15 protein-coding genes are annotated in these 20,725 nt (G+C 48.3%); 7 read left to right on the plus strand and 8 right to left on the minus strand.

The window, feature by feature from the left end; all coding sequences use genetic code 11:
* Positions 1 to 29: 29 nt before the first annotated feature.
* The 8 genes from GXO76_13300 to GXO76_13335 all read right to left on the minus strand — a co-directional run bounded on the left by GXO76_13300 (position 30) and on the right by GXO76_13335 (position 10,789).
* Entirely contained in the window at positions 30 to 416 is a 387-nt protein-coding gene (locus GXO76_13300; protein ID NOY78833.1) for a HEPN domain-containing protein, read from the minus strand.
* Positions 400 to 714, minus strand: coding sequence for a nucleotidyltransferase domain-containing protein (locus GXO76_13305; protein NOY78834.1), 315 nt, complete (start codon positions 712 to 714; stop codon positions 400 to 402). Before GXO76_13305 ends, GXO76_13300 begins: the two co-directional genes overlap by 17 nt.
* A gap of 107 nt (positions 715 to 821) precedes the next feature.
* Positions 822 to 2,003: a glycine C-acetyltransferase gene (locus tag GXO76_13310; GenBank protein ID NOY78835.1), complete on the minus strand. Its 1,182-nt coding sequence runs from the start codon at positions 2,001 to 2,003 to the stop codon at positions 822 to 824.
* 172 nt (positions 2,004 to 2,175) lie between these two features.
* The gene (locus GXO76_13315; GenBank protein NOY78836.1) at positions 2,176 to 5,769 is read right to left on the minus strand and encodes a PAS domain S-box protein; all 3,594 of its coding nucleotides are present in this window, start codon (positions 5,767 to 5,769) and stop codon (positions 2,176 to 2,178) included.
* A 241-nt stretch (positions 5,770 to 6,010) separates the two neighbouring features.
* Positions 6,011 to 7,294 carry a galactokinase gene (locus tag GXO76_13320; protein ID NOY78837.1) on the minus strand — a complete coding sequence of 428 codons (1,284 nt, stop codon included), beginning with the start codon at positions 7,292 to 7,294 and terminating at the stop codon, positions 6,011 to 6,013.
* A gap of 14 nt (positions 7,295 to 7,308) precedes the next feature.
* Entirely contained in the window at positions 7,309 to 8,262 is a 954-nt protein-coding gene (locus GXO76_13325; GenBank protein NOY78838.1) for a hypothetical protein, read from the minus strand.
* A 571-nt stretch (positions 8,263 to 8,833) separates the two neighbouring features.
* Positions 8,834 to 9,082, minus strand: coding sequence for a hypothetical protein (locus GXO76_13330; GenBank protein NOY78839.1), 249 nt, complete (start codon positions 9,080 to 9,082; stop codon positions 8,834 to 8,836).
* A 51-nt stretch (positions 9,083 to 9,133) separates the two neighbouring features.
* A complete protein-coding gene (locus GXO76_13335; protein NOY78840.1) occupies positions 9,134 to 10,789 on the minus strand; it encodes a sodium:solute symporter family protein in 1,656 nt (551 codons plus the stop codon).
* Positions 10,790 to 11,176: 387 nt separating this feature from the next.
* On the opposite strand from GXO76_13335, the gene nifJ reads away from it, so the two are divergent.
* The 7 genes from nifJ to hisH all read left to right on the plus strand — a co-directional run.
* Positions 11,177 to 14,758: a pyruvate:ferredoxin (flavodoxin) oxidoreductase gene (nifJ, locus tag GXO76_13340; protein NOY78841.1), complete on the plus strand. Its 3,582-nt coding sequence runs from the start codon at positions 11,177 to 11,179 to the stop codon at positions 14,756 to 14,758.
* Positions 14,759 to 15,423: 665 nt separating this feature from the next.
* Entirely contained in the window at positions 15,424 to 16,401 is a 978-nt protein-coding gene (hisZ, locus tag GXO76_13345) for an ATP phosphoribosyltransferase regulatory subunit (GenBank protein ID NOY78842.1), read from the plus strand.
* Entirely contained in the window at positions 16,401 to 17,006 is a 606-nt protein-coding gene (locus tag GXO76_13350) for an ATP phosphoribosyltransferase (protein NOY78843.1), read from the plus strand. The genes hisZ and GXO76_13350 overlap by 1 nt, the downstream gene beginning before the upstream one ends.
* The gene (hisD, locus tag GXO76_13355; protein ID NOY78844.1) at positions 17,003 to 18,298 is read left to right on the plus strand and encodes a histidinol dehydrogenase; all 1,296 of its coding nucleotides are present in this window, start codon (positions 17,003 to 17,005) and stop codon (positions 18,296 to 18,298) included. The genes GXO76_13350 and hisD overlap by 4 nt, the downstream gene beginning before the upstream one ends.
* Before the next feature lie 22 nt (positions 18,299 to 18,320).
* Positions 18,321 to 19,400, plus strand: coding sequence for a histidinol-phosphate transaminase (gene hisC, locus GXO76_13360; GenBank protein ID NOY78845.1), 1,080 nt, complete (start codon positions 18,321 to 18,323; stop codon positions 19,398 to 19,400).
* A 188-nt stretch (positions 19,401 to 19,588) separates the two neighbouring features.
* Entirely contained in the window at positions 19,589 to 20,170 is a 582-nt protein-coding gene (gene hisB, locus GXO76_13365; GenBank protein NOY78846.1) for an imidazoleglycerol-phosphate dehydratase HisB, read from the plus strand.
* Positions 20,167 to 20,725: imidazole glycerol phosphate synthase subunit HisH (gene hisH / locus GXO76_13370; protein ID NOY78847.1), on the plus strand; the 559-nt coding region annotated here is incomplete at its 3' end. The genes hisB and hisH, both read left to right, overlap by 4 nt.

The raw sequence follows: 20,725 nt of genomic DNA on the forward strand, positions 1-20,725 counted from the left end.
TGTCTGCTTCTTTATTCAAAACAATTCACTTATTTCAAGATATTTTTTACAAAATTGAGTGCTTTCTCAGCAATTAAAACGGCTTTCTCACAAATCTCCAAATCCGGTTCGTAGTAAGGCAGAGCACTACCAAGAGGATATTTTGATGGGAGATAAATTGAATCCAAAAATTCGCATTCCTCATCTGAAATATTAATCTCAATTTCCTCTTTCGCCAATAAATTCCTTAACTCAAAAATACTGTGCGTCTTTTTGAATTTTAAGGTTTTCTGAATTAAAAGTGCTTTCAGTGCTTTTTCAACACATTGTTGAACATTCTGAAGACACGGATTAAAAAGCTTGCTATTTAGTAATATTTTTGCTGATTCAAAATTCTCTTCGGAATACTTCAACCATAGTCTACTTTCTTCTTTCATAAATCAGTTCTCCACCCTCGATTTCTGAGAGAAATGAACTTTTAAGGGGTTCTGATCGAATAGGAATAACATCTAAAGAAATTTTCTTCGCAATCATTCGCATTAATTTCCGATATTTTAAAGCCAGACTTAGATAGGATTTTTGACTATTTTGAAAAATAGCAATATCAATATCATTAGGGTTTTCAGAATTCAAGAATGAGCCGAATATAATAATCCTTTCTACCTCCTTTTCGGCAGAAAGGATATCTTTTATCTCTTTCTTTATTTCTTCTTTTTTTCTTCTCGTCATTTTCATTTCAAACCCATTACGTGTACTTCCCTTTTGCGATTTTGCAGTATTTGCGACGAATTCCTGAGGCCAAATCCCCGGAAACCGGCCGTTTCCGGGGACTGCAACGATCACTAAATCACACCCAGTTCCTTGCCAATTTTCGCAAATTTGTCGGCGCCGTAATCCAGGTCGTCTCTGGAATGGCTGGCGGAAATCATCACACGAATCCGGGCTTTGCCTCTGGGTACCGTCGGGAACGCGATGGATTGGGCAAAAATATTTTCTTCTTCAAACAACCGCTTGCTCAATTCAGAGGCCATTTTCTCATCGCCGATCATAACCGGTGTAATGGGCGTTTGACTGAAGCCCAGATCGAAGCCAAAATCGCTCATTTTGGCCTTAAAATAGTTGGCATTATCCCACAGTTTTTCTACTAATTCACCGGATTCCTGCAGGATATCCACAGCCGCTATACAGGCAGCTACATCCGGCGGTGTAACGGCGCTGGAAAACAGGAAAGGCCGGGCTTTTTGATGGAGATAATCGACGATAAGCTTTTTACCGGCCACATAGCCTCCCACAACACCAAAGGCTTTCGACATGGTTCCGACCTCGATATCCAATTTCCCGTGCAGACCGTAGTGATCCGCAATACCGCGGCCGGCATTCCCCAGCACGCCTTCGCCGTGGGCATCGTCCACCATGGTGATCACCCCGTAGGGTTCGACTACTTCCAGTAATTTGTCCAGAGGAGCAATATCGCCATCCATGCTGAAAACACCGTCCGTGACCAGCAATTTCTTGCCCGGATGATCTTTGTAAGCCTCCAACTGTTCTTTCAGCGAGTTGGGATCACAATGGTTGTAACGCACAATTTTCGCCCGCGAGAGGCGGCATCCGTCAATAATGGAGGCGTGATTAAGCTCATCGGAAAAAATCAAATCATCCTTTCCGACCAGAGCGGGAATGGTGGCAAGATTGGTGTTAAATCCCGATTGAAAGGAGATGGCTGCTTCCACATTTTTAAATTTTGCTAATTTTTCCTCAAGCGTGGTGTGAAGCGCCATTGTACCGGCAATAGTTCGAACAGCCGCCGGCCCCACACCATAACTGTCAATGGCCTTTTTAGCCGCATCTCTCAATCTTGGGTCATTTGCAAATCCCAGATAATTATTGGAGCATAAATTCAGCACCTTTTTCCCATCAACCACAATCCACGCCCCCTGAGGACTCCCGATCGTCCGAATGGTGATGTAGGTGCCCGCCTGTTTTAACGCCTCCAAATCCTGTTCAATGAAATCCAATTTTCCCATGTGACCTCCCTGAGTATTAAGACCGTTTCTGAAAACGCCAGCATCATCTGAAATGCCGGATAGGTTCAATTCATTCCAATCAATCGACTAAATTACGCAAAAAACGAAAAGAAATTCAAGACATTTTTTGCATTTTTATTGCATAACCCTTCCCAAAAATCCATTGGATTGATTAAGTTTTTTGATCCAAAAGTTTCCGGATCGTCCACGCCACCAGATTAACGGAATACGGTTTGCCGATGAAGTGAACCCCGGGGTCCAAAACCCCGCGGTGAGCAATATGATTGTCGGTATATCCGGAGGCGAAAAGAATCTTCAGATCAGGGTAAATTTTCTGCAACGCTTCGGACAATTCTTTTCCGTCCATATGAGGCATGATAACATCGGTAAACAGCAAATCAATCCTGGGATTCTCCCGTTTCACCAGATCCAGAGCATCCTGACCATTCGTTGCCAGCAGAATTTTGTATCCCAGTTTTTCCAATCCCCGCCGAATAAAATGGCGAACTTCGGGTTCATCCTCAACAATCAGCAGCGTTTCATTTCCCCTCAAGGCATTCTGATCCGGGATATTTGCATCATCAGATGCGACTTCATTGCTGGTACACGGCCAATAAATTTTGAAGGTCGTTCCTTCACCGGGCTCACTGTAAACGAAAATACTCCCATTATTTTGTTTGACAATTCCATAAACAGTAGAAAGCCCAAGGCCGGTCCCTTTTCCCACCCCTTTTGTTGTAAAAAACGGCTCAAAAGCCTTGGAGGCCGTTTCCCGGTCCATTCCGACTCCCGAATCACTCACAGCCAACAAAACATGTCTCCCGGTGTAACTGCCGACATGCGTCTGTACGTAAGACTCATCCAGAAATCGATTTTTTGTTTCGATTGTGATTTTTTTCTCTTTCCCGACCATGGATTCTTCCTGAACGGCATCTCTGGCATTTAAAACCAAATTTACCAGAATTTGTTCAATCTGTCCGGGATCGGCCTCAATCGGGCAGACCGTCTCATCCAGCACAATTTCCAGACGAACATCTTCACCGATTAAACGGCGGAGCATTTTCGAAGAATCTGAAATAATGGTATTAATATTTACAATCTGCGGTTGAATCACCTGTTTTCGGCTAAAAGCCAGCAATTGACGGGTCAGATCCGCGGCCCGTTTCCCCGCCTTTAATATTTCGACGACATCATCCCGGATCGGATTCTGTTCATCCATATCCATCAAAATCATTTCCGAATAGCCATTAATCGCTGTCAGAAGATTATTGAAATCGTGCGCCACCCCTCCCGCCAATTGCCCTACTGCTTCCAATTTCTGGGATTGATGAAGTTGTTCTTCCAGTTGCCGTTCCTTGGTAATATCCCGTTTAACCGCGGCATAATTAATGATATGCCCGTGCCGATCCTTTACCGGGAAAATTGTGGCATCTTCGTAGAACAGACTTCCGTCCTTTTTTCGATTGATAAATGTTCCGTGCCAGATTTGGCCTGATGTGATTGTCCGCCATAAATTGGCATAAAATTCATCTTCTTGTTTGCCGCTTTTAAGTATATTCGGATTCTTGCCAGCCACTTCTTCCCGGGAATAGCCGGTTAACCGCTCAAAAGCCGGATTTACGTACTCGATGTTACCATCCACATCCGTAATGACAACGGCCTCACTGGCCTGTTCAATAACCGAAGCCAGCTGGCGGATCTGTTTATTGATCTTCTTTTCTTCGGTAATATCACGGGTTACTGAAATAACACACAAGCGGTTGTCAAGTTCAACCAGCCGGGCGGAAAGGGAGCCTGTGCGAATGTCGCCCGTTCTCACCCTGAAAGAGGCTTCGTAATTGCGGACTTCACCGTTCCTTTTTATTTTTCTGACAAATTCATTTTGTTCTTTATCCGACACCCAAATTCCCAGATGCTTGATCGGTTTGCCCACAATTTCATCCCGCGTGAAACCGGTTAATTGTGTAAATTGATCATTTATTTCCAGATAAATACCATTCTTCAATTCATTAATACTGATCGCATCGGGACTGGTTTGAAAGATCGTCCGGAAACGGAGTTCACTTTCTTCCAGGGCGGCCAGCGCCTTCCTCTGTTCCGAAATGTCCAGAGCAAACGCCACGACAACATCCTGGCCTTTGTGTTTTCCTTTGTTTAGGCGGACAATCTTGGGAAAAATCTCCCCATTTTTTCGTTTCCCCCAGAATTCAAATTGCTGGGGTTCCCCTTCAAATGCCCGTTGCACCATTTTTGCCACTTTTGTCAGATCATTTTTGCCGGGAGCCGAAACAAATTCAGGGGTCTTGCCGAGGAAATGATCCCTTGGGTATCCGTACATCTTTTCCGCTGCTGGATTCACGTCCAGAAAGCGTCCTTCACGATCCTGGATATAAATGGCATCCAGTGCATTTTCGAAAATACTCCGATATTTCTCCTCGCTTTCACGCAGTGCCTGCTTAATATCCGCCTCTCGTTTTTTTCTGCGCAGGGAATCAACGGCGAAGGCCAGATCCCGGCTGAGCTCCGACAGAAGGTCTACCTCTTCCGAATCGAATCCGTCAGGGAGGGTTGAGTACACATTAAGCACCCCGTAGAGCTCGTCGTCAATTATAATGGGAAAGGCTGCACTGGAATGGTAGCCCCGTTTGAGGGCTTCGCTGCGCCAGGGCTTGTAACGCGGATCGTTTAAAATGTCCCTCATCACGAACGGCTTGCGTGTTTTTACGGCCATTCCCGTGGGCCCCTGGCCACTCTTCGAATCATCCCAACGAATAGTGATTGCATTTAAATAGCTGGTATCTTTTCCAGAGGCTGCTACAGGAATCACACGTTGATCTTTTAAAGAAATACGGCCAATCCAGGCCAACGGGAAATCCCGGACGCGGGTGAGAATACTGCAGGCCTGCTCGAGAACCGTTTTTTCATCTTCGGCGCGAACAATCAACTGATTGATGTCACGAATGGAACGCAAAACGCGATTAAGGTGGTGAATGCGCTTTTCTGCCTCCCGGCGCTGAGATATATCGTGAAAAACAAGCACTGCGCCCAGGATGTTCCCCTTATCGTCCCGAATGGGGGCACCGCTGTCATCGATGGGGAAACGTGCACCGTCTCTGCGAATCAGTGTGGTATGATTGGCCAATCCCTCCACAATTCCCTCTTTCAAAACGCGTGTGATGGGATTCGGCGCCGGCTGGCCGGTTATCTCGTTTACAATATTAAAAATCTCAAATATCGGTTTGCCAATGGCTTCGGTTTCAAACCACCCTGTCAGGGTTTCGGCTGTTCCATTCATGAAAATAACCGAGGCATTTACATCCGTGGCAATTACCGCATCACCGATACTTTTTAGGGTTGTGGTTAACCACTCACGATTCCCCCTGACATTTTCCTCAATTTTCCGTTTAAAAAGAGCTTGTTCAATCGCCGATTTCAGTGCGCGCTTTTCAAACGGCTCTGCAAGAAAGGCGATCGGTTCGATCCACTTGGCCTGTTCAATAATTTTGAGATTTTTTTCCGATACCAAAAAAATAATGGGCATCGCGTGGAAATTTCTGATCAGAGATGCGGCTTTTATGCCGTCTATCTTGCTCATCAAGCGCGCAGAAATAACGATTAAATCGGATTGAACCGTTTTTAACCCTTTCAGCGCGTCCTGTTCGGTCTGGTAAATCGCAGGCACCTGGTGTCCCAATTGGGTCAACTTTTCCTGAAGAATATGTGCAAGGTCAGGATTTGAGAGAATGAGAGGAATGCTTAAATTCATACGAATGTTCCTTTTTTGATGTCCCCCGGACGGGACATATAAAACAAAATTATGCCATTGTTTCAAAGAGAAAAAGGAGCAGAGAGTTTGTTTTCCATTGCTTTAATAGATTTCGGAGTCAGAAACAAGGATTTGTTTAAGGTAAAGAAGATTTATTAAGAAATAAATCCGATTATAAATTAATAATCTCTAACAAGATATGCAAGTCCTTTTTCGGAGTGTTATTTTCTGCCGCGGACAGTCAGAACACCCGGGTGGCTCCTGTGGGCCGAATGGACACATTTAGAACCGAATTTTCTCCAAAAACCGATTCCATTCGGGCGGTGTAATCCGGTACCCATTTTTGCGGCAAAAAGGTCAGAATCGTACCGGCGAATCCCCCGCCGTGAACCCGGCAGGCCCCTTCACCCCTTTTTTGAATAAAATCCTCCGACAAGGCCAATGCCAGGGCCAGACTTTGTTCCCCGGGATTTCCGGACGGGGTAACATTTTGCAACCACTTCCAGGATGAATTCCCGGATTCGGTTACAAGCCTTAGAAATTTCCCAAAATCCCCCGAATCCAGCGCTTGAATCTGCCGGGTCACGCGATCATTTTCCGCAAAAAAGTGAAAGGCCCGCAAGAGGGCGCGGTCACCCACCCGTTTTCGCAGAATCTCTGCCTGAGAAAAGACCTCTGCTTCAGAGACATCCCTTAAAAAGGCCTTTCCAAAAAAACGGGCAACGGCCTTCATTTCCTCAGGGATAGTTGCGTAATCGATCGTGAGATCCGCGTGACTGCTTCCCGTATTCACAAGCAAGAGGCTGTACCCGAAGCCATCCAAATCGAAATGCAGTCGTGTCACTTCCGGCTCTTCCGGATTCTGGAAATCAATGGCTACAATTCCACCCACGGCCGATGCCGTTTGATCCATTAGCCCGCACGGCTTACCAAAAAACACATTTTCAGCAAACTGCCCCATGGCGGCAATTTTTTCCGGTGGAATTTCCCCTGAATTGTACATTTCATTCAGGATGGTTCCGATAAGCACCTCGATGGCTGCCGATGAGCTCAAGCCTGAACCCGGCAAAACGTCACTTGAAACAACGGCCCGGAAGCCTCCGATCTTGTGTCCCGTCTCCACAAATCGCGCGGCAATGCCCCGAATGAGGGCAGAGGTGGTACCCCGTTCGGCCGTAATCGGATCCAGCCGGGCAAGATCAACCACAAATGCCTCGGGATAACCGTCTGAAAAAAGGACGATCTTGTTTTCGGGAAACTCCCCTGCAGCCGCTACGGCATCCAGATTGACACTGGCCGCCAGTACTTTTCCATGGTTATGATCCGTGTGATTTCCGCCAAGCTCCGTTCGGCCGGGTGCACTGTAAAAACTCACGCGATCTGTCCCAAAGAGCCGGGTGTAGGTGTCCAATATTTTTTTAAAGCGTCTGACCTGTTTTTCAATCTCTGTTTCGGCCGTGCCGTAAAGTTGCGATAATGAATCCCGCATCTCACGGGAAAATACCGTCTCTTTTTGTTCGGGCATCTTCGCAATATCCTCTATTGGACCCATTTCACACCATGCTCGGCTTCAAAAACCTCACCCGGTTCCAGAACAATTAACCCATCATGGTTATTAAACGCGTTTGTAGCACAGGTCATCGGTTCAATTGCAATGGACCGGCGATTGGGAGGGATAAAAACCACCATGAAATTGTATTTGCGGGGACCGGTTTCCTGCCACACCCGAAGGGTCACGTTTTCCTGCGGGTCTATCAGATCGGCAGCGGCTACGCCTTCGGTTTCAGGCAATTTAAATACCGTATCCAATTGAGAGGTGCCAATCCGGGCAGCCTGTGTAAAACGATTGTCGATTTCTGTTTCCCCGTTCGGAACCATCCGATCCGTGAGACGCAGTTTTTTGCTGGCTGGAAGTTTCAAGAACAATTCATCCGGTGGCCGGTTCAGCCGAAAATACGGGTGCCATCCGTCTCCAAAAGGAAGGGGTTGAGTGCCGCTGTTTTTTACCCGGGAATGAATGATAAACTCGTGATTCTCGGTCAGCGTGTAGGTTAGTCCAACGGAAAACCTGAAAGGGTATCCCGGGTACTCGCCGGTGTAATCAAAGGCCAACTCCGCCACGATTCGATCACTTAGGGAACGAATCGATTTCTCCTCTAAGGGTTGATTGTAAAAAAAGCCGTGAATGGCATTCTGCCTTGCCGGTTCCGTAATCGGCAATTGGTACTTTTTTCCATTAAACTTGTAAATGCCGTCTAAAATCCGATTCGGAAACGGAATGAGTCTTCCGCTTTTCATAAACTTATTTTGAATCATTTCCTCAGCGGAAGAAAATCCATCGATAACCGAGATCGTTTTTCCATTTTTTCTGAGGACGAGTTCATTTACATTCCCCCCAAATCCGGGAACAAACGCAACGAATTCTTTCGTTTCTCGATTGATCAACCGGATTCGGGTAAATGTTCCGAATCGCTCTTTTTCCCAACCAAACATATTCAGCACCTCAACCGTGGAGAATTAAACTCTTTCGTCTTTCTGATCAAGAAATCCGAGATTTGGGACCGCTTTGAATTTCAGAGATCGCCCTCGGTTCTACGCCTCAATTTCCGCATTGCACTTTCATTTTTTTAGGGGTGCCATCGGCGAATGAATGCCTGATCCGGCTGAACCACGCTTTTTCAGCGAATCCAGCGGGGCTAATCGAAACGCAGGGTTTTCCGCTACCTGATGTTCCCGGTTCATAATGGCTTCCATTTCGCGCACAATCTCCGGGTGTTGATTGCCACATTGTGACGTTCCTGTACATCATTTTCGAGATTGTACAGTTCAAGTTTTAAATTCCCTTTTTTGATATTTCGCCGAATTCCTTTCCATTTTCCCATACGAACAGCTGGCTGGTACCATGAATGCAAGATCTTTTAAAAATGTACGCCTGTCCATCTTTAATCTCCTGTAAAAACGCAGAAAAGAATAGATTTCAAAATTTCTTCACGAACACATTAACGTGCCATACCGGAGAACTGAAAAAAAGACTCTTCCTATCGAAAGATGAAAAACCCTTTATTTACCGCTCCGCCCGGTAATGAATGTACGCCGGAATCAGAAAAAGCAACCCCCCGACCAACATGATGGCTCCCCACCACAGGTTTGGATTTCTCAGACCCCACCAGAGATGTTGATGGACAAGCGTTACCGGTGTTTGATTTTGGGGATGAAACAAATAATTAACTCCCGTGAGGGTAACCATTAACCCCAGAACCGTCAACATAAGACCTACAAAAAACCAAATGGATAACATTTTCTTCTCAGACATTTTTAGTCTCCTTAAGTGAAACAATCAAAACGACTTCAAACAAACTTATTTTTACCAGAAGAGCAGATTTAGTACAACCAGGATAATCAGAGAAAAAACGGCAACAACGGCCGGCTTTTTGTAAAAGGGAGCGTCCTCTTCCTTTGCAATCGGTGTCATTCGTTTCACAAGGCCCACCAGTTCCTCCCTGGGTCGCGGTTTTGTAAAAAAGCTTACGATAATGGTTACGCTAAAACAAATCAACCAGGCCCACCAGGCACGCCAGAAATTGGCTGCCATGGGACTGGCATTATTTGACAGGGTGATTAGCGAGCGGGAAATGAGATCAAATTTCACCAGGATAAACAGGGTAAAAGAAGAAACCATCCCTGCCACCAATCCCCAGAAGGCGCCATTGGGCGTAATCCAGACCACAAACATTCCCAAAAGCATGGTTGCAAACAAAGGAGCATTGACCCACGAGAAAATCGCTTGCATGTAGTCCATAATGCTGGGAAAGGATTTTGCCCAATACGCAGTGACGATGCTGATGAGAATACCTGCAATGGTGGCCACCCGTCCCATCCAGACGTAATGCTTGTCGGAGGCATTCTTTTTAATGACCGATTTGTAGATATCGTAGGTCCAGACGGTATTAAATGCGCTGATGTTTCCGGCCTGTCCGGCCATAAATCCGGCCAGCAGGGCCGTTACCCCAAGGCCAATCAGACCCTCCGGATAGTACCGCGCCAGAAGCATGGGCAGAGCCGAATCGTAGCGGACCTGTCCGTTATCAACCAATAATTTAAAGCCGCTGCTGGGGTCACGTGCAAGCACCCAGGCAATCAGCCCCCCCATAATGACAATAAAAGGAAGCGCCATTTTAAAGAATGAAGCAATGACCGGAGTCATTCGTGCAGAACGCAGATTTTTGGCTGAGAGGGCACGCTGGACCACCAAAAAATCAGTCGTCCAATAGCCAAATGAAAGAACAAATCCCAACCCCAGAACAATTCCCATCCAGGTCACGTGCATGCCATTCAGTGAGGGATCGGCAGAAGTGGACCAGAGTTTTCCCATGGAATCGGGAATTCGTGCAAAAATGGCCTTCCAGCCCCCTATTTCAATCAACCCCATAATTGATGCCAGCATCAGGCCAAACCAGATCAGGAAAAACTGAATGATCTCCGTAAAAATAGCGGACATTAATCCGCCCATAGTCACATAAGCGGCTACCGTTACAGCCGATGCCCACATGCAGGCGTCCCAGTTCCACCCCAAAAATGTCCGCAGGACAAGGGCCATGGCGTACAGATTAATCCCAGAGACCAGGAGCGTCATCAGGGCAAAGGAAATCGCATTCAAGACCCGGGTTTTTTCATCAAATCGGAGTTTTAAATATCCGGGAACCGAGTGGATTTTACTGCTGTAGTAAAAGGGCATCATGTAAACAGCCAGAAAAAGCATGGCGGGAATGGCCCCAATCCAATAAAAATGCGCGACGTACATGCCATACTCGAAAGTGTTTCCTGTCATTCCGAGCAGCTCCAGGGCACCCATATTGGCACTCAGGAAAGCGAGTCCGGCAATCCATGAGCTGTTTCGGCGTCCCGCCAGGAAGAAATCTTCTCCTGTGCTGGTAAATTTTCGCAGATAAATTCCAATGCCAATAACGAAAACAAAATAGAGCGCAATAACTGACCAATCTACCCAGGAAATATGCAGCATGCTGTTGTCCTCCTCAATCTTCTTCCAGATTCCTTAACGTACGGTAGTTGTTTACAAGGTTAGTAATTTTAAAAAGCTAATTTAAAGATTAAATCGATTTAAGTCAAGCAAAATCGAACACCGTTCCACAATTTACTAAGGAACGAGTTTTGGAAAGAAGCCGAATGCAACGGCTCCATTCGGAATTATTGAAAATAGGACTCAATTCAGCCCATTTATTTGCCGATAAAACATCAAAAATATAGCACAAGCCCAATTTTATTTTGTATTTTGTTTAATTTTTGATTATATTTAGTGCTGATTTGGAAATGGCATTGGAATAAGAGATCGTTTTGTACACATCACACGCGTCTCTTACCAAAATTTTAATAGATTGGAGGATTGAACATGAGTAGAAAAATGGTCACAATCGATGGAAATGAGGCCGCGGCTTATGTTGCTCATAAAGTAAACGAAGTCTGCGCCATTTATCCCATCACACCATCCTCTCCAATGGGAGAATGGGCAGACCTGTGGTCTGCAATGAATCAAAAAAATATCTGGGGCACCATTCCCACCGTGGTGGAGCTCCAGAGCGAGGGCGGGGCATCGGGTGCGGTGCATGGCTCCCTGCAATCAGGTGCGCTAACCACCACCTTTACCGCATCCCAGGGTTTGCTTCTGATGATTCCCAATATGTTTAAAATTGCGGGCGAATTAAATTCCACTGTTTTTCACGTGGCTGCTCGTTCCGTTGCTACGCACGCCCTTTCTATTTTTGGCGATCACAGTGACGTCATGGCTACCCGAGGAACGGGATTTGGGCTTTTGGCTTCGGGTTCTACCCAGGAAATCATGGATTTTGCATTGATTGCCCAGGCCGCTACACTGGAATCCCGTGTGCCGCTGGTTCATTTTTTCGATGGATTTCGAAGCTCGCATCAAATTTCCAAGATTGAACAGTTAAGTGACGACGACATGCGGGCCATGATCGACGACAACCTGGTCAGAGCCCATCGCCAGCGCGCCCTCAGCCCGGACAATCCCTTTATTCGCGGCACGGCTCAAAACCCGGATGTATTCTTCCAGAACCGGGAAGCCGCCAATCCCTTCTACCTGAAAGCCCCGGACATCATGCAGAAACAGATGGATAAATTTGCTAAAATTACGGGGCGTCAGTACCACCTGTTTGATTATGTCGGGGCTCCGGATGCCGAACGCGTGATTATGCTGATGGGTTCCAGTGTGGAAACCGCTCACGAAACCGTGGAATACCTGATGGAAAAGGGCGAAAAGGTGGGTGTGGTGAAGGTTCGATTGTACCGCCCCTTCTCTATTAAGCACCTCATGCAGGCCCTGCCGCCCACGGTAAAAGTGATTGCCACACTGGATCGAACCAAGGAATCCGGCAGCACAGGCGAACCGCTTTATCTGGATGTGATCACCGCCATTACAGAAGCCATGAGCGATGGCACGGCTCCTTTTAAGACAGCCCCCAGGGTCGTCGGCGGACGCTACGGTCTCTCTTCCAAAGAATTCACAGCGGCCATGGTAAAGGGTGTGTTTGATGAGCTCAAAAAAGACAAACCCAAAAACCACTTCACAGTGGGTATTCACGACGATGTAACCCACACCAGTCTGGAATGGGATCCCAAATTCAGCCTCGAGAAGGATGATGTGGTGCGGGCCATGTTTTACGGGCTCGGTTCTGACGGAACCGTGAGCGCCAACAAAAACTCCATTAAGATTATTGGAGAAGGCACCAAAAATTACGCACAAGGTTACTTTGTGTACGATTCCAAAAAGGCCGGTTCGATGACGGTTTCGCACCTGCGTTTCGGACCGCGTCCCATTCGGTCTACCTATTTAATTAACGCGGCAAATTTTGTGGCTTGTCACCAGTTTTTCTTCATCGAAAAATTTGATATGCTTAAGAATGCCGTGGAAGGGGCCACATTTCTGCTGAACAGCCCCTACGGACCGGAAAAAACCTGGGACAAACTTCCCAAAAAAGTCCAGCAGCAAATTATCGATAAAAAGCTCAATTTTTATGCGATCGACGCCTATGAAGTCGCAAAAAAGACGGGCATGGGTTTACGCATCAACACGATTATGCAGACCTGCTTTTTTGCCATTTCAGGTATTCTTCCAAAAGATGAGGCCATTGACGCCATCAAAAATGCCATCAAAAAAACATACGGCAAAAAGGGTGAAGAAATCGTTCAGAAAAACTTCAACGCGGTGGATCAGGCCCTTGCTCATCTTCACAAAATTGATTATCCTGACAAGCCGACCAGCACAATCGAAATGCCTCCGGTGGTTTCTCCGAAAGCGCCGGAATTTGTGCAAAAATTTACGGCCCGACTTATTGCGGGTGAAGGCGATGAGGTGCCGGTAAGTATGCTGCCTCCGGACGGCACATTTCCGAATGCAACGGCCAAGTGGGAAAAACGTAACATTGCGCTGGAAATTCCTGTCTGGGACGAAGGCCTTTGTATTCAGTGTAACAAATGTGCCATTGTCTGTCCCCACGCCGCTATTCGGATCAAGGCATACGATCCCAAACACCTGGATGACGCGCCGCCCACATTTAAATCGATGGACTACCGCGGTAAAGAATTCCCCGGATGGAAATATACGGTGCAGGTAGCCCCCGAAGATTGTACGGGCTGCGGTGCGTGTGTGTACATCTGCCCGGCAAAAGACAAAAAGAATCCCGAACACAAATCGCTGGATCTGGCACCTCAGCCGCCGCTGCGCGAACAGGAACGGGAAAATTTTGAATTTTTCGAAAGCCTCCCCGAGGTGGACCGAACCAAAGTGCGTCTGGATACGGTAAAAGGCTCCCAATTCCTGCAACCGCTATTTGAATATTCCGGCGCATGTGCAGGCTGCGGAGAAACACCCTACGTTAAGCTGGTTACGCAATTGTTTGGCGACCGGACACTGATTGCCAACGCGACGGGGTGTTCATCCATTTACGGCGGGAACCTGCCAACCTCTCCCTGGGACATTAATCCCGAGGGGCGCGGACCAGCCTGGTCAAACTCCTTGTTCGAAGACAATGCGGAGTTCGGCTATGGCTTTCGGCTATCGATTGACCAGCGGTCTGAATTTGCAGCAGAACTCGTAAGGCGGTTAGCCAAAGAGATTGGCCCGCAGTTGGCTGAAGAGATTCTGAGTGCCGATCAACATGATGAAATCGGGATTCGGTTGCAGCGGGAACGCGTGGCTCAGTTGAAACAGAAACTGGCCAAAATGGATTCTGAAGAGGCCAAACACCTTCTGGTTCTGGCCGACCTTCTGGTTAAGAAGAGCGTCTGGATTATCGGTGGTGACGGCTGGGCTTACGACATCGGGTACGGCGGATTGGATCACGTGCTGGCCTCCGGACGGAATGTTAACGTTCTGGTTCTGGACACAGAGGTGTATTCCAACACGGGCGGTCAGGCATCCAAGGCAACCCCGCTGGGCGCCGTAGCCAAGTTTGCAGCCGCCGGAAAACCCCTGCCCAAAAAGGACCTGGGGCTGATGGCCATGACCTACGGCAACGTGTACGTGGCCAAAGTGGCCATGGGCTACAACGATGCCCAAACGGTTCGCGCCTTTATGGAAGCCGAGGCCTACAACGGTCCCTCGATCATCATCGCCTACAGCCACTGCATTGAACACGGTATCGACATGATGCTGGGCGACCGCCAACAGGAACTGGCGGTAAAATCGGGAGCCTGGGTGCTTTACCGCTACAATCCTGAGCTGGCCAAACAGGGTAAAAATCCGTTAAAGCTGGATTCGAAGGAACCGTCGATTCACTTTAAGGAATACGCCTACAACGAAACCCGGTTCAAGATGCTGACCAAGAGCCGCCCGGAACGGGCTGAGAAATTACTGCAAGAAGCCGAACGCGAGGCCAAAGCCCGCTGGAGCTACTACAAGCAACTGGCCGAAATGGATTACAGTCAGTTCAGTATTCCGGACACGATGAAATAAAAAGAAACCATAAGAGGGGCGCCTTGTCTAAAAGCGCCCCTTTTTTTATTGTTTGTTTATTTTTTCCTTTGCGCCATCGCACCTCCACAGTGATTTTTTCAACCGCGAAGCGGTTGAACATGTGTAGAATGATTCAAAGGAAAAATCTTGGAACCCTGAAGGGGTTCAACATCAGAACATTTCGGTTCAACCCCGCTGGGGTTGTCAAAATCGATCCCTTTTCTAACTCCTGCAAATGTTTAACGCCTTCGGCGTTTTTGTGTAAATTGCTCGGATCGTAAAATCTCACCACTTAACATTTGTTTATTTTTCCCCTTGCGCCATCGCACCTGCACAGTGATTTTTTTAATTGTTTTCCAAAAACTTCTTGCTTTTTGACAGAATTTTGCTTATCTTTAGTTCAATTTAATTAAGGAATTTTGGAGAACGCTATGTTTATTCGCAGGCCTGACATGCATTTACACCATCACCATCGGAACACCGTGGGCCGATTTGCGGGTAAACTTTAAATAAAAATACAGGATTTTCAAATCGAGCCCACTTACCCAATCGGAAGTGGGCTTTTTTGTTTAGGTAAAAACAGGTCATTTTTAGGTGTTGTCTGACTACCTGGTCAGACCGTACCGAAAAATAGAAAAAACCAAAAAACTATTCTGGAGATTTTTATGCTCAACCGATCGGTGGCACAACTGCCACCTGGTGTAGTGGACTATTATTTTAAACGCGCAGAAAAACGCCGCAATCTGGAACAACGCCTGCGGGACCAATTCCGCCTGCAGGGATTTCAAGAAGTGATTACCCCCACGTTCGAATATTTCGATGTCTTTCGGCGGGGCATGCGGGACGATCTGCTCAATCAGTCGTACCGTTTCTTCAACCGGGACGGCGATCTGCTGACCCTTCGTGCAGACAGCACCTGCGCGGTTGCGCGACTGGTGGCCACAAAACTCACGCCTTCTCCCCTGCCGTTGCGGCTTTTTTACATCAACCCGGTGTTTCGGAAGGAAGCCCCTCATGCCGGAAAATTCTCCGAATTCGTTCAGGCGGGCGTTGAACTCATTGGCACCAATACGGTCACTGCTGATTTCGAGCTTCTGAAGACAGCCATTACCACTCTGCAAACCATCGGGCTGTCCCGGTTTCAAATCAACCTGGGACACGTAGGTGTGGTTAACGCTATTTTGACCGAAGCTGGTCTGTCTTCGAATGATCAAGAAACCATTCGCTTCTTTTTGGGGGAAAAACGTCTTCCAGAGCTGGACCAGTTTCTTGTATCCCGGTCCATTTCCTCTGATATTCAGGACATCCTGCGCCAGCTTCCGCTCTGGGTTGGCAAAGAAGAAATCCTAAAAAAATTGGAAGCTCTGTCCGGTTCATTTCAGATTGACGCTATTCTCACCCACTTGAATGCCCTGTACCGGCGCCTCAACGATGAGAATCTCTTGCAATTTGTCACATTTGATCTGGGAAATCTAAAGGGCATGCGCTACTACACGGGGATTCTGTTTGAAATTTTTACTCAAAACCTTGGGTTCCCAATTGGCAGCGGCGGCCGCTACGATCAACTTCTCCAAAAATTCGGGGCCGATCTGCCTGCCGTGGGATTCTCTTTCACATTAGAACGATTGGAGGCTGTCCTATGATGACCCTTGCGCTGGCCAAAGGGCGACTTTTGCAAACGGCCATTCGGCGCCTTCGGGCTGCCGGGGTTGCCCTTTCCGAACCCCACAATCGCGCACTGGTCGCCAACGACGCGTCCAACCAATTCCAGGCAATTTTCATTAAGGACCAGGACGTGCCGCTTTACGTCGAATATGGCATTGCGGATGTGGGCATTTGCGGGAAAGATAATATCTGGGAAAAAGGAGGCGATGTGTACGAGCTTCTGGACCTGAAGTTTGGCACCTGCAATATGGTGGTTGCCGGAAAACAACCGCTTCAAGAATACCAGACCTTGCCGTTCTTAAAGGTCGCTACCAAATATCCCAACATCGCCACCGATTTTTTCTATCGAAAGGGCGTTCCCGTGGAGTTGATTAAACTTTCCGGTTCGGTGGAACTGGGAGCTGTTCTGGGCCTGTCGGATGTGATTGTGGACATCGTCAAAACCGGACGTACCCTCAAGGAAAACAATCTGCACGTACTGGAAACGATTGCCCCTATTTCCGCGCGCCTCATTGTCAACCGGGCCAGCTTTGCCCTGAAACGCCAGGCCATTGAAACCCTTTGCCGGAGACTGAAAACATGATTCCTGTCATTCACGCAAATACATTCAGCCTGAGCCGATTCCAATTACCGGGTGACGATTCCCAGGTATCCAAATCCGTGAAGGAAATTCTGAATTCCGTCCGCCGTGAAGGGGACACCGCCCTGGCACATTGGACACGTCAATTTGACAGCTCGGATTTCGATATTTCCGACATTCCACTGGATTTCCAAAATCCAGAGGCCAAAAAACTTGTAAAACCGGCTTTGTTTGAAATCTTAACTGAATCAGCACGAAATATTGAGATCTTTTCACAACAGCAACTGCCTCGATCCTGGCAAAAAAAGGGGGCTTTGGGTGAAATTGTGGGCGAGCGCTACCTGCCCATGGAACGGGTCGGAATTTACATCCCGGGCGGAAAAGCGCCCTACCCGTCCACCGTGCTTATGACGGCGATCCCCGCTCGTGTGGCCGGCGTAAAGGAGATCGTACTGGTAACGCCACCCGGACCGGACAAAACCGTTCATCCGGCGATTCTGGCTGCCGCCCAGATTGCAGGCGTCACGGAGGCCTACCGGGTAGGCGGGGCGCAGTCCATTGCTGCTTTGGCCTACGGAACGGCCACCATTCGTCCTGTAGACAAAATTGTGGGCCCCGGGAATGTGTTTGTTCAGATTGCCAAAAAAGCGGTGTTCGGACAGGTAGGCATCGACAGTCTCGCCGGCCCCAGCGAGGTGGTGGTTCTGGCAGACGAAACGGCCAATCCCGACTTTGTGGCCTGGGAAATTCTGGCGCAGGCCGAGCACGATGAACGGGCACGCAGCATTCTGGTAACCAATTCCGACAGTTTGGTAGAAGCCGTTCAAACTCTTGTTCAGAAACAGGTAAAAAAACTGGCCCGAAAAGCGATTTTGGAGGTTTCGCTGACAGAAGCCAGCCAGATTATTTTGTTTGAAGGCGCCATCGAGGAGGGTATACGGCTGGTCAATCAGATTGCGCCGGAACACGTTTCCGTTCAAACCCAAAACGCGATCGAAGTGGCTCAAAAAATCACCCACGCCGGGGCGGTTTTCGTGGGAGCCTATTCCCCTGTGGCTCTTGGGGATTACTGGGCAGGGCCGTCGCACGTGCTCCCGACATCCGGAACAGCGCGGTTTTCCTCTCCGCTGGGTGTACTGGAATTTTTAAAACGCAGCTCGTGGATTGCGTATTCGCAGGAAAAATTACAAAAGGAAGCCGACAAAATCGCACGTTTTGCCGAAACCGAAGGACTAACGGCACATGCGAAGTCAGTAGAAATCCGAAAGAAAAATATTAACCCGGGAAAAAAGTAGCCCGCGAAACAGGAAAAACAGAATGATTCCATTTTTAAAATTTTCCGTCCAGGATTTGGAGGCGTATACGGTTCCTCAGGAGGGTTTCCCAATCAAACTCAATCAGAACGAATCCCCTTTTGACGTGCCTCCGGAAATCAAACAGGAAATTTGGCAGCGCTTTCAGCAGGATGAATGGTCACGCTACCCCAGCGAGGAGCCGGAGGACTTGCTCGAGGCCCTTTCCGCCTACACCGGCCATCCCCGGCAGGGAATTCTTATTGGAAATGGATCCAACGAGCTGATTCAGGCGTCCATGATCGGCGCACTGAATCCCGGGGACGGTCTTCTGCTTATTCGGCCGGGATTTTCCGTGTACCCCCGGCTGGCAAAAATTTTTAATTGCGAGGTGTTTGAAGTCTACCTGAACAGGGATTTTCAATTTGACGAAGAAAAAATCTTCGCCACCCTGCGTGAAAAATCTGTTCAAATGCTTCTCATTGATTCGCCCAACAATCCGACTGGTGCGTTTCTGAACACCCGGGTGGTGGAAAAAATTCTTCAGCATTTTGACGGTCTGTTCGTGCTGGACGAGGCCTATTTCGAATTTTCTCAGGAGACCGCCCGCGATTTGATTGCCGTCTACCCCAACCTGCTGATTTTACGGACACTTTCCAAGGGCTTCGGTCTCGCGGGACTCCGTCTGGGTTATATGCTCGGCCAGCCGGAGGTGGTGGCTGAACTCAAAAAAGCCAAACTACCTTTCAGTGTGAACCGCTTTTCGCAGGTGGCTGCCGCGGTACTTTTTCGTCACGCAGATGCCATTAAGAAAAACGTTGCCCTTATTCGTTCGGAGCGGGAACGCCTTTTTCTGGAAATGACCCGCCTGAATAAAATCCGTGTTTTCCCCAGCCGGGCCAATTTTATTCTCTTTGAAAGCCGGGAGCTCCCCATTCAAACGATTTTTGAGGGATTGAAACAGCGGGGCATTCTCATTCGGGATGTGTCCCACTACCCGAAGCTGGAAAAAGCCCTGCGCGTGACCATTGGAAAACCGGAAGAAAATGACCAATTTTTAACTGCGCTAAAGGAAATCGTTGAGAGAGAGCTAAAACCCTTTTAGGGGGATGCCGGAAGGCTGAAAAACACCGAAACGGATTAGGGAAAACCTTTGGTGAAATGGGCAAAAAAACACTTGTAGAGCCGCAAGATTTTGCGGCTCTACAAAGAATAAATTGTTACTTTCCCACAAAAATTCCGGGAAAACCAATTTTACACAGCCTTTCAATCCAAAAAGAAAGGACTTGAACCATGAAAACACGCACCGCCACCGTTACCCGAAAAACACGGGAAACGGACATCGCTTTGAGCCTTACCCTGGACGGTACCGGCCAGGCCACGCTGAAAACCGGAATCGGATTCTTTGACCACATGCTGAACGCCCTGGCCCGAACATCCTTGTTTGATGTAACCGTCCAGGCCAAAGGGGATTTGTACGTGGACCAGCACCACACGATTGAAGATGTGGGCATCGTACTGGGGCAGGCTTTTGCGCAAGCCATTGGCGATCGCGCGGGCATTCGGCGGTTTGCCAACGCCCTGCTCCCCATGGACGAGGCACTTGTCCGGGTGGCGCTGGACATTTCCGGGCGCGCCTTTCTTCACCTGGACGGCGACATTCCGACCAACCCGGCGTTGGGTTTCGACACCCAGATGGTGGAGGAATTTTTCCGCGCCTTTGCGTCCAATGCCTGGCTCACCCCGCACATCGACCTATTGAAGGGCCGCAACACACACCATATCGTGGAAGCCATTTTCAAAGCTGTGGGACTGGCGCTGCGGCAGGCGGTGGAAATCGATCCCAAAATTCAAGGAGTGCTGTCAACCAAATGATTGCCATTGTCAATTACGGTGTGGGCAACCTGGCCAGCGTGGCCAAAGCCCTGAAAAAGCTGGGATACGCGGCAGAAATTACCGACGCGCCCGAAACCCTTTTCCGGGCCGAACGTGTGATTTTCCCCGGCGTGGGCGCCTTCGGAGCCGCCATTCAAAATCTCCAGAAAACGGGGCTTGTTTCCGTGCTGGAGGAAAGTCTCAAAAAAGGGACTCCGCTGCTCGGCATCTGTCTGGGACACCAGTTACTTTTCACCGACAGCGAAGAACACGGCTTTTTCAAGGGTCTGGATTGGATTCCCGGACACGTTAAGCAGTTCCCGGAAACCGTGCGCATTCCGCACATGGGATGGAATCGGGTTAATTGGACCCAGCCCTCTCCCCTTTTTGCGGGTATTCCCACCGGGACCTTTTTTTATTTTGCCAATTCCTACTATTCGGAAACCGACAGCGACCACCAATTAGCGACAACGGAATACGGACAGGTTTTCACCTCCGTGGCCTTTAATCGGAACGTTTTCGGCGTTCAATTCCACCCGGAAAAGAGTCAGGATG

Source organism: Calditrichota bacterium, assembly GCA_013151735.1.
Taxonomy (GTDB): domain Bacteria; phylum Zhuqueibacterota; class JdFR-76; order JdFR-76; family BMS3Abin05; genus BMS3Abin05.

What these genes read in the sequence shown, in the direction of transcription:
- GXO76_13300 (NOY78833.1), bottom strand. Translation starts at nt 416, where the DNA reads ATGAAAGAAGAAAGTAGACTATGGTTGAAGTATTCCGAAGAGAATTTT.
- GXO76_13305 (NOY78834.1), bottom strand. Translation starts at nt 714, where the DNA reads ATGAAAATGACGAGAAGAAAAAAAGAAGAAATAAAGAAAGAGATAAAA.
- GXO76_13310 (NOY78835.1), bottom strand. Translation starts at nt 2,003, where the DNA reads ATGGGAAAATTGGATTTCATTGAACAGGATTTGGAGGCGTTAAAACAG.
- GXO76_13315 (NOY78836.1), bottom strand. Translation starts at nt 5,769, where the DNA reads ATGAATTTAAGCATTCCTCTCATTCTCTCAAATCCTGACCTTGCACAT.
- GXO76_13320 (NOY78837.1), bottom strand. Translation starts at nt 7,294, where the DNA reads ATGCCCGAACAAAAAGAGACGGTATTTTCCCGTGAGATGCGGGATTCA.
- GXO76_13325 (NOY78838.1), bottom strand. Translation starts at nt 8,262, where the DNA reads ATGTTTGGTTGGGAAAAAGAGCGATTCGGAACATTTACCCGAATCCGG.
- GXO76_13330 (NOY78839.1), bottom strand. Translation starts at nt 9,082, where the DNA reads ATGTCTGAGAAGAAAATGTTATCCATTTGGTTTTTTGTAGGTCTTATG.
- GXO76_13335 (NOY78840.1), bottom strand. Translation starts at nt 10,789, where the DNA reads ATGCTGCATATTTCCTGGGTAGATTGGTCAGTTATTGCGCTCTATTTT.
- nifJ (NOY78841.1), top strand. Translation starts at nt 11,177, where the DNA reads ATGAGTAGAAAAATGGTCACAATCGATGGAAATGAGGCCGCGGCTTAT.
- hisZ (NOY78842.1), top strand. Translation starts at nt 15,424, where the DNA reads ATGCTCAACCGATCGGTGGCACAACTGCCACCTGGTGTAGTGGACTAT.
- GXO76_13350 (NOY78843.1), top strand. Translation starts at nt 16,401, where the DNA reads ATGACCCTTGCGCTGGCCAAAGGGCGACTTTTGCAAACGGCCATTCGG.
- hisD (NOY78844.1), top strand. Translation starts at nt 17,003, where the DNA reads ATGATTCCTGTCATTCACGCAAATACATTCAGCCTGAGCCGATTCCAA.
- hisC (NOY78845.1), top strand. Translation starts at nt 18,321, where the DNA reads ATGATTCCATTTTTAAAATTTTCCGTCCAGGATTTGGAGGCGTATACG.
- hisB (NOY78846.1), top strand. Translation starts at nt 19,589, where the DNA reads ATGAAAACACGCACCGCCACCGTTACCCGAAAAACACGGGAAACGGAC.